This is a genomic window from Methylorubrum sp. Q1 (assembly GCF_004683995.1).
GTDB lineage: Bacteria > Pseudomonadota > Alphaproteobacteria > Rhizobiales > Beijerinckiaceae > Methylobacterium.
Genome location: NZ_SRHQ01000022.1, coordinates 38,035 through 53,116, shown reverse-complemented (window position 1 = coordinate 53,116; position 15,082 = coordinate 38,035). Strand labels below are relative to the sequence as shown.

Sequence of the window (15,082 nt, the reverse complement as noted above, 5' to 3'; positions counted from 1 at the left end):
ATAATTCGCTTGACCCCGCCTCGCAACGCTCCTAGCCATTTATGTGTCATTCGACACAGAAAGATCAATTCATGAGCGAACTGGCAGGTCGACGCGCCCTGGTGACCGGCGCCTCCCGTGGGATCGGTGCCGCCATCGCGCTGGCGCTGGCGGAACGGGGCGCGGATGTCGCGATCACCTACGAGCGCTCGGCCGAGCGGGCTGCCGAGGTGGTCCGCGCGATCGAGGCGCGGGGCCGGCGCGGCGTCGCCATCCAGGCCGACAGCGCGGATGCCGCGGCCGTGAAGCGCTCGGTCGAGGCGGCCACCGGGGAACTCGGCGGGCTCGACATTCTCGTGAACAATGCCGGCATCGCCCGCGGCGGTCCGCTGTCGGAGATGCCGCTCGCCGATATCGACGCGCTGCTGGCCGTGAACATTCGCTCCGTGGTGCTGGCCTCGCAGGCGGCGATCCCGCATCTCGGGGAGGGCGGACGGATCATCTCCATCGGCTCGTGCCTCGGCGAGCGTGTGCCGTTTCCCGGCGTGACGGTCTACTCGATGACGAAGTCCGCCCTGCTGTCGTTCACGCGTGGGCTCGCCCGCGAACTCGGGCCCCAGGGCATCACCGTGAACCTCGTGCAGCCCGGATCAACCGAGACCGACATGAACCCGTCCGACGGCGCGCAATCGGACCTTCAGCGCGCCATGACCGCGCTCGGCCATTACGGGCGGCCCGAGGACGTGGCCGCCGCGGTCGCCTTCCTGGCGAGCCCGGCTGCGCGGCAGATCACAGGCACCACCCTCACGGTCGATGGCGGCGCCAACGCCTGACCAACCCCGGGGCCCGGACGCGCTCCGGGCCGCCGATCTCAGCCGGAGACGCCGGCCCGGTAGAGGCGCCCGCGCTCGGTCCAGGCCACGGTGAGCAGGGCCAGCCCGCCGAGCAGGGCGTAGCCGTAGGCCACCGGCATCACGCTGCCGTCGAAGGCGTGCCCGATGACGAAGCCGCAGAAGGCGCCCAGGATCGTGGTGTAGAAGCCGAGGAACGACGAGGCCGTGCCGGCGATCGCCCCGAGCGGCTGCAGCGCCAGCGCGTTGAAGTTCGGCAGGGCGAAGCTGATCAGGAACTGGTTGAGCGCCAGCACCGACAGGAACAGCACCAGCGGCGGATGCCCCTGATAGTGCAGGCCGATGCCAACCTGCACGAGGCCGACCGCGGTGAAGGCGGTGACGCCCGCGTGGGAGAGCGTGCGCATCCCGAGCCGGCGCACGAGGCGGGAATTGATCAGCGTCGCCGCGCCCATGGCCCCGGCCACCACGCCGAAGGCGACGGGGAACAGGCCGCCGAGATGATAGAGCCCGGTGTCGAACACCTGCTGGGCCGAGCCGACATAGCCCATGATGCAGCCCGTCAGCAGGCCGAGCGCCGTGGCGTAGCCGACCGCCGCGCGGGTGCGCAGCACCGTGGCGAGCGCCTGCCCCGTCGCCCGCAACGAGAGCGGGCGGCGGTACTCGGGATGCAGCGTCTCGGGCATGCGCAGGGCGAACCACAGGGTGAGGATGCCGCCCAGCGCCAGCATCGATACGAACACCCAGATCCACGAGCCGAGCAGCAGCATGGTCGCGCCGATCGCCGGCCCGAGCATCGGCACGATCAGGAACACCATCATGATGAGCGACATCACGCTCGCCATCTCGCGGCCGGAGAAGCGGTCGCGCACGATCGCGGTGGCGAGCACCCGGCCGCCCGCCGCGCCCATGCCCTGGATGATGCGGGAGGCGAGCAGCCATTCGAAGCTCGGCGCCAGCATCGAGAGGATGCAGCCCGCGGTGTAGATGCCGAGGCTGATCAGCAGCGTCGGCCGCCGCCCGAGTGCGTCCGAGACCGGCCCGTAGACAATCTGCGCCACCCCGAAGCCGATCATGTAGACATAGACGAGGAGCTGCAGGCTGTTGGGGTCGGCGACCCCGAACCGCTCCTGGATCATCGGGAAGGCCGGCAGCAGGTTGTCGATCGACATGGCGGTGACCGCCATCATCAGCGCGACGATGCCGACGAACTCGGCAAAGCCCGGCCCCACCCAAGGGGATGGACTCGAAGGGGATGGGTTCGAAGGGGACGGACTCGCCGGCATGCCCGCGGGCACGCTCCGGGCCGCCCCCGGCGAACCGCCCGGCGAGGCCTCGGAGACCGGGCTTCCGAGGGTGGGCCGAGGGGAGGATATCACGGTCGAGGATGCTCTCAGGGGCAGCACCCGGCTTGGGACCGGGCGCAGGGGATCAAAGGGTCGGCGTGTCCTAACGCGGGGGAAGCCGGCGCTATCCCTCTCCCGAACGGGGAGGACGACGGGGAGGAGGGTTGTCTGCGAGGCGGCGCCTATTTCGGCTTCCCGTCGCCTTCGGCCATCGCCGCGCTGAGCCGGGCGTAGTTCTGGGTCACGAGGGCGATGTTGGCCGGCGACGGCTTTTCGGGCTCGCCCGCCGCGAGCGCCGCCTTGATCTCCTTGACCGCTTCGGCCTTCTCCTTGGCCGGCATCGCCTTGTCGGCCTGGAGAGCCGCCAGTTGCTTCTTCAGCAACGGCGTTGCGCCGACATAGCTCTTCGTCTCGGGATCGATGCCGCCGAGCACCGCATCGACGGTGTCGCTGGCATCCTGAAACTCTTCGAGGCTCGCAAAACCGTTCCGCTTCACGATCGCCTCGGCCTGAGCCTGCGCCTCGGCCTGGGCCTGAGCCTGCGCCTCGGCCTTCGGATCGGGCTTGTCGGGCGCGGCGCCGGGGAGCGCCGCGAGTTCGGGCTGGGCGACGAGGAGGCCGTCGATCTGTCCTTGCGTCAGCGCGATCTCCTTGCCCGGCTCCGGCGCAGGGGCTTGGGCAGGGGCTTGGGCGGGCGTCGTGCTCTGCGGGGCGGCGGACGGCTTCGCCTGGGCGAGTGCGATGCCCGGAACCAGGGAGGCCCCTGCGAGGAGAGCGGAGAAAGAAGCGGCGAACAGGCTACGCGATAGGATCGTCATGATCGTCTGCCTCTGGTGTCTTGTCGGCGGCGCCGAGGAAAACCCCGCAAGCGCTGCGGCTTTCGCCCGCGCCGGGGGCTTGTCGCAGCGGGTCGCGGCGAAAGCGTGATGGCATCCGGGGGGCGGCTCGCTCCGTGCGCGGCCGCATCCGCCACGTCGCAGCCGCAAAGCCGGCCTCTGCTTCGCTGCCAAGTTTCCTGCCAAGTTCGCAGTCAAGCCACTGACCATAAGGAGAACAGGAGCCCGTGAACCGTGCCACCGTGAGCCGTGCCCCTTCGCGCCCGCTGCCTGTTCGCGCAGCCTGGCTCGCCGTCGCGATCGCGCTGGCGACCCTGAGCCCAGCGCGTGCGCAAGACGATGACACGGCGCGGGCGCGGGGCCTCGTCGCCCCTTACGTCGAGGCGGGCCTGTTCTCGGGCGTCATCCTCGTGGCCCGGGACGGGCGGCCGGTCTTCCGCCAAGCCTACGGCCTCGCCGACCGCGAGTGGGAGATTCCCAACACACCGCAGACCCATTTCCGCATCGGCTCGCTGACCAAGGCCTTCACCGCCGCCGCCGTGCTGAAGCTCGCCGAGGCCGGCCGGCTCGGGCTCGACGAGTCCGTCCGGCGCTGGGTTCCGTCCGTGCCGGAGGCCTGGGCGGGGGTGAGCCTGCGCCATCTGCTCCAGCACCGCTCCGGCATCATCAATTTCACGGCGCTTCCGAACTATTACGACCAGATCGCGCGGGTCGATCACACGCCCGCGCAGATCGTGGCGCTGACGGCGGGCGACCCGCTGCTGTTCCCGCCGGGGACACGCTTCGAGTACAGCAACACCAATTACGTGCTGCTCGGGATGGTGATCGAGGCCGCCTCGGGCCTCTCCTACGAGGGGTACCTGCGCGAAAACATCCTCGCGCCGCTGGGGCTGAAGCAGACCGGCTACGACGACCTCACCGTGATCCTGCCGCGGCGGGCCGCCGGCTACCGGAGGGGGCGGGCGCAGTGGCGCAACGCCGTGCCGATGGCGGCGAGTTCGGCCTTTGCCGCGGGTGCGCTCTATTCCACGGTCGACGACCTGCTCGCCTGGGACGAGGCGCTCGCCGGCCCGCGCCTGCTCTCCGAGGCCTCGCGCGCGGCGATGTTCGAGGATCGCGGCACCGGCTACGGCCTCGGCTGGTTCGTCTCCCGCGCGTTCGGGAAACCCGGCGACAGGACGAGCGGCCACCGCGTCCTCGGCCATGCCGGCGCGATCCCCGGCTTCCTCTCGATCAACGACGTCTATCCCGACGACCGGCTCACGGTGATCGTACTCTCGAACACCGAGACCGCGCCGGCGCAGAAGATCGCGCGCGACCTCGCGGCCCTCCATCTCGGCCATTACGCGGCGCCCGAAGAGATCGTGCTGGAGGACGTGATCCTCGACCGCTACCCCGGCACCTACCGCCTCGGCCCCCGCGCCTTCCTCACCGTCGCCCGCGAGGGCCGGGGACTGACGGCGCGGGCGGAAGGGCCGGGGATGCGGGAGCCCGCCTTCCCCTTCCTGCCCGAGAGCGACCGCACCTTCGTCAGCCCGGTCGCCGACATGCGCCTGACCTTCGAGACGGAGCCCGACGGCACGCCCACCGGGGTGATCCTGCGTCGCGACGGCCGCGACCGGACCGGGCCGCGCGTGACCGCGGAGGAGGCGCGGGCCGCGCTCGCCGAGCCGCCGCAGGAGCACCGCGAAGTCGCCATCGACCGCTCCGGTCTGGCGGCGCTCGCCGGCCGCTACGCCCTGGGGCCGGGCTCCGAGATCGCGGTGACCGTCGAGGACGGGCGGATCTTCGCGCAAACCACTCGGCAGCCGCGCAACGAACTCGTCCCCGAGGGCGAGCGCGCGTTCTTCCTGCGCGCGGTCGATGCGCAGATCCGCTTCACCGCCGACGAGACCGGCCGCGTCGCCGGCCTGATCCTGCAGCAGAACGGCCTCGAGACCGACGCGCCCCGACTGCCCGACGAGGGCGCCACGCCCCCGCTTCTTGGACAAAGGGCGGGGTCGCCAGGGGAGCCGAAAAGGTCTAACTGATGGTGCCGCAGCCGCCCCCCGCGGCAGGCAACAACAATTGCGAAGACAGTCAAGTCGGCGGCCGTCAGAAGCCGCGTTGGACAAAAGTCCATCTTGATCGGACGAGGCGACTGCTCTTGTCTCCCGCCAAGACGCGGCAAGACCGGCGGCAAGAGCGGTCAACGAATAAGCGCAATGGAGGAAACGCGATGAACAAGCCCGAATTCCTGGCGGATGCCAAGACGAAATCGCCGTTCTCGGCGCGCTACGACAACTTCATCGGCGGTCAGTGGGTCGCGCCGGTCAGCGGCCGCTATTTCGAGAACACCTCCCCCATCACCGGCAAGGTGATCTGCGAGGTCGCCCGCTCCGAGGCGCAGGACATCGACAAGGCGCTGGACGCCGCGCACGCCGCCAAGGATGCCTGGGGCCGCACCGCGCCGGCCGAGCGCGCCCGCATCCTCAACAAGATCGCCGACCGGATGGAGGACAACCTCGATCTGATCGCGCTGGCCGAGACCTGGGACAACGGCAAGCCGATCCGCGAGACGACCGCCGCCGACATCCCGCTCGCCATCGACCACTGGCGCTACTTCGCCAGCTGCGTGCGCGCCCAGGAAGGCGCGATCTCCGAGATCGACCACGACACGGTGGCCTACCACTTCCACGAGCCGCTCGGCGTCGTCGGCCAGATCATCCCGTGGAACTTCCCGATCCTGATGGCGGTGTGGAAGCTCGCCCCCGCGCTCGCCGCCGGCAACTGCGTGGTGCTCAAGCCCGCCGAACAGACCCCCGCCTCGATCCTCGTGGTGATGGAGCTGATCGGCGACCTGCTGCCGCCGGGCGTGATCAACGTCGTCAACGGCTTCGGCCTGGAGGCCGGCAAGCCGCTCGCCTCGAGCCCGCGCATCGCCAAGATCGCCTTCACCGGTGAGACGACCACCGGCCGCCTCATCATGCAGTACGCCTCGCAGAACCTGATCCCGGTGACCCTGGAGCTGGGCGGCAAGTCGCCGAATATCTTCTTCGGGGATGTCGCCAACGAGGACGACGACTTCTTCGACAAGGCGCTCGAAGGCTTCACCATGTTCGCCCTCAACCAGGGCGAAGTCTGCACCTGCCCGAGCCGCGCGCTCGTGCACGAGTCGATCTACGACCGCTTCATCGAGCGCGCGATCAAGCGCGTCGAGGCGATCACGCAGGGCTCGCCGCTCGATCCGGCGACGATGATCGGTGCGCAGGCCTCCTCGGAGCAGCTCGAGAAGATCCTCAGCTACGTCGATATCGGCCGCCAGGAAGGCGCCGAGTGCCTCACCGGCGGCTCGCGCGGCACCCGCGAGGGCGATCTGGCCGACGGCTTCTACATGCAGCCGACGGTGTTCAAGGGCCACAACAAGATGCGGATCTTCCAGGAGGAGATCTTCGGGCCCGTCCTCTCGGTGACGACCTTCAAGGACGACGCGGAGGCGCTCTCCATCGCCAACGACACGCTCTACGGCCTCGGCGCCGGCGTGTGGACCCGCGACGGAACCCGCGCCTACCGCTTCGGCCGCGCCATCCAGGCCGGCCGCGTCTGGACGAACTGCTACCACGCCTACCCGGCGCATGCGGCCTTCGGCGGCTACAAGCAGTCCGGCATCGGCCGCGAGACCCACAAGATGATGCTCGACCACTACCAGCAGACCAAGAACATGCTCGTCAGCTACTCCTCGAAGAAGCTCGGGTTCTTCTGAGCTTTTAATCCGGAGAAATTTCGAGACCGACTTCAGCCCCGGCCGCAAGGCCGGGGCTTTTTGATGTGCGAGGACGGCGTGCGGGCTCAAAGATGAGGCCGCGGGGTTGCGGTACACGCGCATGGGACCGGTGGGCTGGGTCGGGCAGATCGATCACGTCCGCGTCTATCTGAGCGACGCGGACGGCGAGATCGGCCGCGCCCAGGCGGCGCTGGCGGCAGGGGTGACCGCTTCGCTCGCGCGCCTTCGCGACGCGGCCTCGTCCCATCTCGACCTCTTCGTGGACAGAGCGAAGGCCTGCGGCAGCGCGCAGGAGCCCTGGTGGCTGGACGACGTCGAATTCCGCGATCACGCCGGGCAAGAGGCCGGGGAAGAGACGGTCTGCTATGCGCTCCCCTTCAGCCTGCACGGCGACGAGGGCGGCCTGTGGACGGTCGGCATGCGGGCATCCGCGGACGGGCATCGCCCGTTCCGGTTCGAGCGACGGCAGGGCTGAGGCTGCGGGCGAGGCTTCGCCTGGCCTCGAATGAGAGCCCCCGGGAGTTCGAGACCGAGTTCGGCCCTGTTGCGAGGTCAGCCAAGGGAAATCTCAGCCTCATATTCAACCGCCGGTTCGACGGAGAATATTCTGCAATTCGAAATATAGGGCCACCGAACTTCTCGGACACGCTCATTATATTTCGCTGAATGACACGGATTGAGCCCCGGACGCCACGTTCGACTTTACGTCCTATTATCGAACAAGGGGTAGGCACGAGAGGAAATTGGCATGGGGTGAAAGATGAAAATCAGCATCAAAGCGACACTCATCAGCATGCTTGCCATCCTGACGATCGTATCCGCCATTCAGGGAATCGTTTCGATCAAAGCCCTTCAAACGAATGGCGAGAGCACGAACGTCATCATCACCAACGCAATTCCGTCCCTCAATCAGGCGGGCCGCATCAACAGGCTCATTCTGCAAGTCAGAACCACGCAGCTGCGGTTCCTGACAGCGCCTAATGATAAAATCAGGAAAGAAGACCTCGCATTGGCGGATGAGCTGATGGAGGCGCGCGACGCAGAGATCGCCAAGTATAAGGCTCTCGTCGCCAGCAGCGCCGAACAGGCCGCCTACGACGATCTCATCCAGAAGGTCAGCGTGCTGAAGCAGGATTGGTCCAACCTGCTGCGGCTCGCCGAAACAAGCGCCGATCAGGCGCTGGTGTTGTTCCGCACGGAGAATCACACCCGCTATCGTGCCGCCGCCGCCGCCGCGACCCGGCTCGTCGATCTGAACTTCGAGGCGAGCAAGGCCGCCGGAGCGGCCGCGCAGATCCAACAGTCTCAGGCGATCGATACGGCCGTCACGATGCTGGTCGTGGGCCTCGTCGTCACGATCCTGGCCACGGCGTTCTCCATCTTCGGCGTGGCCCGGCCGATCGAGCAGATGACGGGCGCGATGCGTGACATCGCGAGCGGCGATACCGCCCGGGAGGTGCCGTCCAAGGGCCGCCGGAACGAGATCGGCGAGATGGCATCCGCCGTCGAGGTGTTCCGCACGAACCTGATCCATACGCGCCAGCTGGAGGAGGATACCGCTCTCGCCCGCGCCTCGGCCGAGGAGCAGCGCAAGGCCGGCATGCGACAGATGGCCGATCATTTCGAGACGATGGTGAGCGGGATCATCGGCATGGTGACCGCGTCCGCCAGCCAGTTGCAGGCGACGGCCCAGAGCATGTCGGGAACGGCCACCGAGACGGCGTCGCAATCCCTGACCGTGGCGTCCGCGGCCGAGGAGGCGGCGGCGAACGTGCAGACCGTGGCCGCCGCGGCCGAGGAACTGGGCGCATCGGTTCAGGAGATCGGCCGCCAGGTGGCGAGTTCGGCGGACTTGGCCGAGAGCGCGGTCGGCGAGGCCGACCATACGGCGGTGCTGGTGCAGAACCTGTCGAGCGCCGCGGCCCAGATCAACAACGTCGTTTCGATGATCTCGACGATCGCCGGTCAGACGAACCTGCTGGCGCTGAACGCGACGATCGAGGCCGCCCGTGCCGGCGAAGCCGGCCGCGGCTTCGCCGTCGTCGCGTCCGAGGTGAAGGAGCTCGCCACCCAGACGTCGCGCGCCACCGATGAGATCGCCGCCCAGATCGGCACGATCCAAGGGGCGACCGGGCAGGCGGTGGCGGCCATCGGCAGCATTGCCAGCCGCATCAGGGAGATCAACGGCGTGGCGTCGAGCATCGCCGCCGCGGTGGAGGAGCAGGGGGCGGCGACGCAGGAGATCGTGCGCAACGTCGCCCAGGCCGCGATCGGCACCGGCGAGGTGACGACGAACATCAGCAGCGTGGCCGGCGCGGCCGAGGAGACGGGCGCTGCCGCGAGCCAGGTCCTGAGCGCCGCCGCGGAGCTGTCACGCCAGTCCGAGACCCTGTCGACGGAGGTTCAGCGCTTCCTCGCCACGGTGCGAGCCGCCTGATCGAAGCACCAAGCCGCATCACCACATCCCGAGCGGCACCCGAGGCCCCCGTCGCGCAAGCGCGATGGGGGCTTCCGCAAGCGGCGCGCGGTCTTGCGAACGCGCCAGGATCAAGGCCCGCGCGCCCGGATCTCGCGGGCCTCGCCCCTCTCCACCAGCAGCTCGGCCGGTGTCGGGTGGCTCAGGAATCCCGTCGGGCTCGCGGTGAGCCCGTAGGCCCCCGATTGCAGCACCGCGACGAGGTCGCCCTCGGCCAGCGGCGGCAAGGGGGCTGCCCGGGCCAGCATGTCGAGGGGCGTGCAGAGCGGGCCGACGACCGCGGTCGCCGCGGGCGCACCGCCCGCATCGGTCACGGCCGCGAGGGGAAAGTCGCGCTTGACGATCTGGCCGAGATTGCCGCTCGCAGCGAGATGGTGGTGCATGCCGCCGTCGGTGATGACGAAGCGGCTGCCGCGCGACGCCTTCACCGCCAGCACCCGCGCCACGTAGACGCCCGCCGGCCCGGTGAGGTAGCGGCCGGGCTCCAGCACCACGCGGGCGCTCGCCAGCAGCGGCTCGGCCCGCAGGGTGGCGATCAGGCCGGGCAGCCCGGCCCGGATCGCGCCGAGATCGAGGGCGGTGTCGCCGGAGAAGTACGGGATGCCGAGGCCGCCGCCGAGATCGATTGTCTCCAGCGGCCGCCCGATTCTGTTCGCGATCCGCGCCGCAAGTCCGAGCCCGTAGGTCCACTGGCCGAGGAGGGTATCGGCCTTCAGCCCTTGCGTGCCCGCGAACAGGTGGAGCCCGACGAGGCACAGGTGCGGGGCGGCCTCCACCGTGTCGATGGCGGCCTCGATGTCTTCCTCGTCGAAGCCGAACGGCGAGGGCTTGCCGCCCATCCGCATCGCCCCGCCTTGCGCCGTCGCGCCGGGATTGATCCGCAGCGCCACCCGCGCGCGCGCGCCGTGACGCTCGGCCGCCGCCGCGACGCGAACAATCTCCTCGCGGTTTTCGAGATGGATCTCGCCGATGCCGCGGCCGATCACCCGGTCGAGGTCGGCCGCGCCCTTGCCTGGGCCGGCGAAGAGGATCTTTTCCGGAGGAACACCCGCTCTGGTCGCGGCGTCGAACTCGGCGCCGGAAGCGATCTCGGCCCCCGCGCCCTCCTCGGAGAAGACGCGGATCACCGCCGGGTTGGGGTTCGCCTTGACCGAAAAATCCACCTCCGCGAAGCCCGCGAGTGCCGCGCACAGCGCCCGGTAGGTCCGGCGCATCGTGTCGGCGTCGTAGACGAAGAGCGGCGTGCCGAAATCCTTTGCGAGGTCGGTCAGCGGCAGGCCGCCGACCTGCAGCACGCCGCTCCCATCGCGCGAGAAGTTCTCGGCGATCAGCGCAGCGGCGAGGTCGGGAGAGACAGCCTGGGTCATGACGACCTCATGAGGGAGACTTGCCCCATCCTCAACCTTATCCTGCGGTGGCGACGCGCAGCGGCGCCCTCGAAGGGTGCTCCAGGGATCGCGCGCGAACGGGATGATCCGTCGAGGCCGCTGCGCGGCACCTCAGGATGAGGGCAGCGGATGGGAGACCATCGGCGCGCGCATCGGTCCTAGAGCAGCGTCCTCGACAATGGATCCAGGACGCTGTCCTAACCTATTGTTTTCGCATCATATTTTTTCCGAAAGCCGGAGGCCACCTTTCGGGATGATGCTCTAGCCTCTTGTTTTCGCATCATCTTTTTCCGAAAGCCGGAGGCCACCTTTCGGGATGATGCTCTAGATTTCCACCGCCGCGCGCTCGGCGGTGAGGCGCTTGTAATCGACCTTGCCATTGGGCGTGACGGGAAGCGCGGCGACCGCCTCGATGGTGCGGGGCACGAGATGGGGCGCCAGCGCCGTGCGGAGGCGTTGCAGCACGTCCGCCGTGCCCGGCGCGCCCTCCGCAGGGACGGTCACGGCATGGATGCGCTGGCCGAGGCTCGGATCGGGCAGGCCGATCACGGCGGCGGCGCGGAAGGCGCCCGTTTCCATCAAAGCCGCCTCGACCTCGGTCGGGCTCACGCGAAACCCTTGCGTCTTGATCATCGTGTCCTCGCGGCCGATGAACCGGAAGAAGCCGTCTTCATCCTCCACCACGAGGTCGCCGGAGCGGCAGACGAGGCCCGGCGCGGAACCGGGCGGTGGGAACGGGTCGGGCACCAGCACGCGGGCGGTGTCCGCGGGCCGCTTCCAGTAGCCCATCGAGACGGTGGGGCCTCGGTGATGCAGGATGCCGGGCTCGCCGGGCCGGGCCCGGCGCCCTTCGAGGGTGACGGCGAAGATGTCGGTCTCGGGGATGGCGCGGCCGATCGAGTCCGGCCGCCGGTCGATCTCCCCCGGCGGCAGGTAGGTCGAGCGGAAGGCTTCCGTCAGGCCGTACATCAGCACGACGGCCGTGTGCGGCAGCCGCGTGCGCAGGCGCTCGATCGTCGGCAGCGCGAGGCTGCCGCCGGAATTGGTGATCGCCCGCAGGGCCGAGAGGTCCGCCTTGGTCAGATGCGGCGCGGCCCGTGTCAGCAGCGTCCACAGCGTCGGCACGCCCGCCAGCACGGTGATGCGGTGCGCCTCCAGCGCCCGCACCACGTCGTCGCCGAGCCGGGGCGTCAGCAGCACGATGCGCGCGCCCTGCTCCACGCTCGTGAGGAGCTGGTTGAGGCCGTAATCGAACGAGAACGGCAGCACCGAGAGGAGGCGGTCTGCGGGGTTGATGCCGAGATAGGTCCGCACGATGCGGGTGCCGGCGATCAGGTTGGCGTGAGAGAGCATCACGCCCTTGGGCAGGCCGGTCGAGCCCGAGGTATAGAGGATCGCCGCCAGCCCCTCCGGCGCCGGCTCGCCGGGGACGAGGGCCGCGCCGTCGTCCCCCGTCTCTCCATCGAGGATGCGCAGGTCCGCGAGGTCGTCGAGTGCCCCCTCGAGCCCGGCGGCGTGGGCGGCATCGGTCAGCAACACGCGCGCGCCGCTATCGGCGACGATGTGGCGGACCTGACGCGGGCGCAAGGACGGGTGGATCGGCACGAACACGCCGCCGGCCGCGCTCACGGAAAAAATCGCGACGCATTCGCGAATCGATTTCGGCAGCAGGATCGCGACGCGGTCGCCCGGCCGCAGGCCGAGACGCGCCAAGCGCCCCGCCAAAGCGGCGACGCGGGCCCGGAAACCGCCATAGGTGAGAGTCTCGCCCCCCTCGACGATCGCGGGGGAATCGTCCGCGCCGGCTCCGTCGAGCAGGTGGTGCAGCAGCGTCGGGGGCATGGGACGGGTCAGGCGCGGATCAGACGTCGGAACGCCGGTCGTCGATGAAATGAGCCAGCGTATCGACGCTGGCGAAATTCGCGAGGTCGAAGCAGTCCTCGTCGACCTCGACGCCGAAGCGGTCGCCGAGATGCATCATCAGGTCGAGGATGCCGATCGAATCGAGCGCGTCGCTGGTCACGAGGGACGTCTCCCCGGTGACGGCGCCGGGGGGAAGGCCCGGGTTGCGGGCCGCGATGAAGGCGAAGATCGCCTCGCGCACATCGGCCATCGACTGAACCACGGCTGGAATGCCCCTCGATCCGTCCTGTGCTGGTCTCGGGTTGCGGACTTAAGCCCAACGCAAGGGCAAGTCCATGGTGGGCGCATGGTTCATGAACGATCCCCAGACATCCGTCGCTTCGCCCTGTCTCCTTAACCGGCGATTCACGCTGCCCCCCGAGGCTTCCCGGCATTCCTTCTTTCCCGGAGTCCTCGGCCCGTGTTCGGTTCAGCCCAGAACGGCGTCCTTCTCGCCGCCCGTCTCCTCATGGCCTCGGCCCTGCTGCCGACCGGCGTGGCGCGGGCGCTCAACGTCTCCGGCTTCGCGGTGACGTTGGCCGGGGCCGGCTGTCCCGCCCCCAACGCCATCGCGACGGCGGCGGTGATCGTGCAGGTGTTCGGACCGCTGGCGGTCATCCTCGGTGTGATGCCGCGGCTCACCGGGCTGGCCATGGCTGGTTTCGTGGCCGGCATGGCCGCCTTGCTGCACCCGTTCTGGCTCCATGTCGGGGCCGCCGCGGTGACCGAGCGCAGCTTCCTCCTCGCCGATCTCGGGCTGGCCGGCGCCTTCCTGATGTACGCGATGACCGGCCCCGGCGCCTGGAGCTGGCGCGGCATCTTCGGGTCCGGTGAAGCCTCGGCGCCCGCACGAGCCCCCGCCAAGGCGGCGGCCAAGGCGCCCGCGCGGCCTAAGTCCGGCGGCGTCAAGCGGGCGGGCGGCCGGGCTCCGGCGCGGGCTGCGGCGTAACCGGGACGATACTTTGGGGCGAACCATCGGCAGGTCTCAGCACGGCCTCGGCGACCCGTCGCTGGCCGGACACCTCCGCGCCCGCATCCGGCGCCAGCCGCCGGAACACGAAGAACGAGCCCACCGAGACCGCGGCCACCGCGAGGAAGGCGAGGGAGAAATCTGCCGCCTCGATCCCGGCATGGCCGTGCCAGGCGGCGGCGCCCTCCAGCGCCAGAGCGCCGATGGAGACGCCGAGGCTGAGTGACAATTGCTGTGCGACGCTGGCCAGACTCGTGGCCGCGCTCATCTCCCGCGATTCGAGATCCGCATAGGCGATGGCGTTGACGCAGGTGAATTGCAGCGAGCGCACGCAGCCCCCGAGCAACAGCACGCCGACGATGATCCAGTGCGGGGTCTGCGCCGTGAACAGCCCGTTGGCGGAAAGAAAGGCGGACGCGACCAGCGCGTTCGTCACCATCACCCGGCGGAATCCGTAGGCGCGCAGGATGCGCGGGCCGACGATCTTGATGAGCAGGGCGCCCGCGGCCGCGGCGAAGGTGATGAGCCCGGACCGCAGCGGATCGAGCCCGAACCCGATCTGGAGCATCAGCGGCAGCAGGAAGGGGATGGCTCCGGTGCCGATGCGGAACAGGCTCCCCCCCGTCACCGCCGCGCGGAAGGTGTCGTGCCTGAGCAGGTCGAGGCGGATGAGCGGATGCTCGGTGCGCTTGGCGTGGCGCAGGTAGAGCCCGACGAGCACGATCCCGCCGGCCATGCAGGCCCAGGACACGCCGTCCGGCAGGAGGTGGCGCCCGGTCGCTGCAAAGCCGAGCATCAGAAGGGCGAGCCCGCCGCCCGAGAGCAGGAATCCCGTCACGTCGAGCGGTGGGCGCGTTTCCTCGCGGATGTCGCCGAAATACAGGGTCGCGAGGACGATGCCGGCGAGCCCGATCGGGATGTTGATGAAGAAGATCCAGCGCCAGTCGGCATAGGTGGTGATGAAGCCGCCCAGCGGCGGCCCGAGGATCGGGCCGATCAGCGCCGGGATGGTGAGGTAGGCGAGCGCCCCGACGAGTTCGGATTTCGGCACCGAGCGCAGGATCACGAGGCGGCCCACCGGCACCATCATCGCCCCGCCGACCCCCTGAACGAAGCGGGCGGCGACGAAGCCGGTGAGCGAGTTCGCGGCGGCGCAGGCAAGCGAGCCCGCCATGAACACGCACAGGGCGGCGCGGAAGACGTTGCGGGCGCCGTAGCGGTCGGCGGCCCAGCCCGAGACCGGGATGAAGATCGCCAGGCTCACGAGATAGGCGGTGAGCGCGAGCTTGAGGGCGATCGGATCGACACCGAGGCTCGCCGCGATCGCGGGCAGGGCCGTGGCGATCACCGTCGAGTCGGTGTTCTCCATGAACAAAGCGGTGGCGACGACGAGGGGGACGATCTGGGCGGGGCGCATCGGCAGGGAGAAGTGCGCGACGCGCCGAAGGTTGCGCAAGGGGTGCGCGCGAGGCGCGGCGACGTTGCACGAAGGCGACGCCGGAACCCGACGTTGCGTAGGGGCGGGATGAAACAACGTGGCTGAACGGTCACAGGCCCGCGGGATACGCGTG

General features: G+C 69.4%; 12 protein-coding genes. 6 read left to right on the top strand and 6 right to left on the bottom strand.

The features are described 5' to 3' along the window. Positions 1 to 71: 71 nt before the first annotated feature. The gene (locus tag E4V01_RS19455) at positions 72 to 812 is read left to right on the top strand and encodes an SDR family oxidoreductase (RefSeq protein ID WP_135299463.1); all 741 of its coding nucleotides are present in this window, start codon (positions 72 to 74) and stop codon (positions 810 to 812) included. 38 nt (positions 813 to 850) lie between these two features. Here E4V01_RS19455 and E4V01_RS19450 read toward each other — a convergent pair whose 3' ends face one another. Continuing rightward, on the bottom strand, positions 851 to 2,017 hold the full coding sequence (locus E4V01_RS19450) for a multidrug effflux MFS transporter (RefSeq protein WP_060772327.1): 1,167 nt from the start codon (positions 2,015 to 2,017) through the stop codon (positions 851 to 853). A gap of 341 nt (positions 2,018 to 2,358) precedes the next feature. After that, positions 2,359 to 2,994 (bottom strand): hypothetical protein, encoded by a 636-nt coding sequence (locus E4V01_RS19445; RefSeq protein ID WP_135299462.1) that lies wholly within the window; start codon positions 2,992 to 2,994, stop codon positions 2,359 to 2,361. A 245-nt stretch (positions 2,995 to 3,239) separates the two neighbouring features. Between E4V01_RS19445 and E4V01_RS19440 the strand changes: the two genes are divergently transcribed. From E4V01_RS19440 to E4V01_RS19425, 4 genes are all read left to right on the top strand, one after another. Next, the gene (locus E4V01_RS19440) at positions 3,240 to 5,042 is read left to right on the top strand and encodes a serine hydrolase (RefSeq protein ID WP_135299461.1); all 1,803 of its coding nucleotides are present in this window, start codon (positions 3,240 to 3,242) and stop codon (positions 5,040 to 5,042) included. Positions 5,043 to 5,230: 188 nt separating this feature from the next. Continuing rightward, positions 5,231 to 6,754 carry an aldehyde dehydrogenase gene (gene adh / locus E4V01_RS19435; RefSeq protein ID WP_135299460.1) on the top strand — a complete coding sequence of 508 codons (1,524 nt, stop codon included), beginning with the start codon at positions 5,231 to 5,233 and terminating at the stop codon, positions 6,752 to 6,754. Between the two features lie 106 nt (positions 6,755 to 6,860). Then, on the top strand, positions 6,861 to 7,250 hold the full coding sequence (locus tag E4V01_RS19430) for a hypothetical protein (protein WP_135299459.1): 390 nt from the start codon (positions 6,861 to 6,863) through the stop codon (positions 7,248 to 7,250). A 285-nt stretch (positions 7,251 to 7,535) separates the two neighbouring features. After that, on the top strand, positions 7,536 to 9,212 hold the full coding sequence (locus E4V01_RS19425; RefSeq protein ID WP_135299458.1) for a methyl-accepting chemotaxis protein: 1,677 nt from the start codon (positions 7,536 to 7,538) through the stop codon (positions 9,210 to 9,212). Between the two features lie 110 nt (positions 9,213 to 9,322). On the opposite strand, the gene E4V01_RS19420 is transcribed toward E4V01_RS19425, so the two are convergent. The 3 genes from E4V01_RS19420 to E4V01_RS19410 all read right to left on the bottom strand — a co-directional run bounded on the left by E4V01_RS19420 (position 9,323) and on the right by E4V01_RS19410 (position 12,752). After that, complete coding sequence (locus E4V01_RS19420) at positions 9,323 to 10,618, bottom strand: type III PLP-dependent enzyme (protein WP_135299457.1); 1,296 nt, start codon at positions 10,616 to 10,618, stop codon at positions 9,323 to 9,325. 345 nt (positions 10,619 to 10,963) lie between these two features. Beyond that, the gene (locus E4V01_RS19415) at positions 10,964 to 12,481 is read right to left on the bottom strand and encodes an AMP-binding protein (RefSeq protein ID WP_135299456.1); all 1,518 of its coding nucleotides are present in this window, start codon (positions 12,479 to 12,481) and stop codon (positions 10,964 to 10,966) included. 19 nt (positions 12,482 to 12,500) lie between these two features. After that, the gene (locus E4V01_RS19410; protein ID WP_060770767.1) at positions 12,501 to 12,752 is read right to left on the bottom strand and encodes an acyl carrier protein; all 252 of its coding nucleotides are present in this window, start codon (positions 12,750 to 12,752) and stop codon (positions 12,501 to 12,503) included. A 210-nt stretch (positions 12,753 to 12,962) separates the two neighbouring features. Between E4V01_RS19410 and E4V01_RS19405 the strand changes: the two genes are divergently transcribed. Beyond that, a complete protein-coding gene (locus E4V01_RS19405; protein ID WP_060770768.1) occupies positions 12,963 to 13,490 on the top strand; it encodes a DoxX family protein in 528 nt (175 codons plus the stop codon). Here E4V01_RS19405 and E4V01_RS19400 read toward each other — a convergent pair. After that, positions 13,447 to 14,928 carry an MFS transporter gene (locus E4V01_RS19400; RefSeq protein ID WP_135299494.1) on the bottom strand — a complete coding sequence of 494 codons (1,482 nt, stop codon included), beginning with the start codon at positions 14,926 to 14,928 and terminating at the stop codon, positions 13,447 to 13,449. The genes E4V01_RS19405 and E4V01_RS19400 overlap by 44 nt on opposite strands. Positions 14,929 to 15,082 lie beyond the last annotated feature (154 nt).

Coding starts and splice junctions, on each gene's coding strand:
- E4V01_RS19455 (WP_135299463.1), top strand. CDS start 72: ATGAGCGAACTGGCAGGTCGACGCGCCCTGGTGACCGGCGCCTCCCGT.
- E4V01_RS19450 (WP_060772327.1), bottom strand. CDS start 2,017: ATGGCGGTCACCGCCATGTCGATCGACAACCTGCTGCCGGCCTTCCCG.
- E4V01_RS19445 (WP_135299462.1), bottom strand. CDS start 2,994: ATGACGATCCTATCGCGTAGCCTGTTCGCCGCTTCTTTCTCCGCTCTC.
- adh (WP_135299460.1), top strand. CDS start 5,231: ATGAACAAGCCCGAATTCCTGGCGGATGCCAAGACGAAATCGCCGTTC.
- E4V01_RS19425 (WP_135299458.1), top strand. CDS start 7,536: ATGAAAATCAGCATCAAAGCGACACTCATCAGCATGCTTGCCATCCTG.
- E4V01_RS19420 (WP_135299457.1), bottom strand. CDS start 10,618: ATGACCCAGGCTGTCTCTCCCGACCTCGCCGCTGCGCTGATCGCCGAG.
- E4V01_RS19415 (WP_135299456.1), bottom strand. CDS start 12,481: ATGCCCCCGACGCTGCTGCACCACCTGCTCGACGGAGCCGGCGCGGAC.
- E4V01_RS19410 (WP_060770767.1), bottom strand. CDS start 12,752: ATGGCCGATGTGCGCGAGGCGATCTTCGCCTTCATCGCGGCCCGCAAC.
- E4V01_RS19400 (WP_135299494.1), bottom strand. CDS start 14,928: ATGCGCCCCGCCCAGATCGTCCCCCTCGTCGTCGCCACCGCTTTGTTC.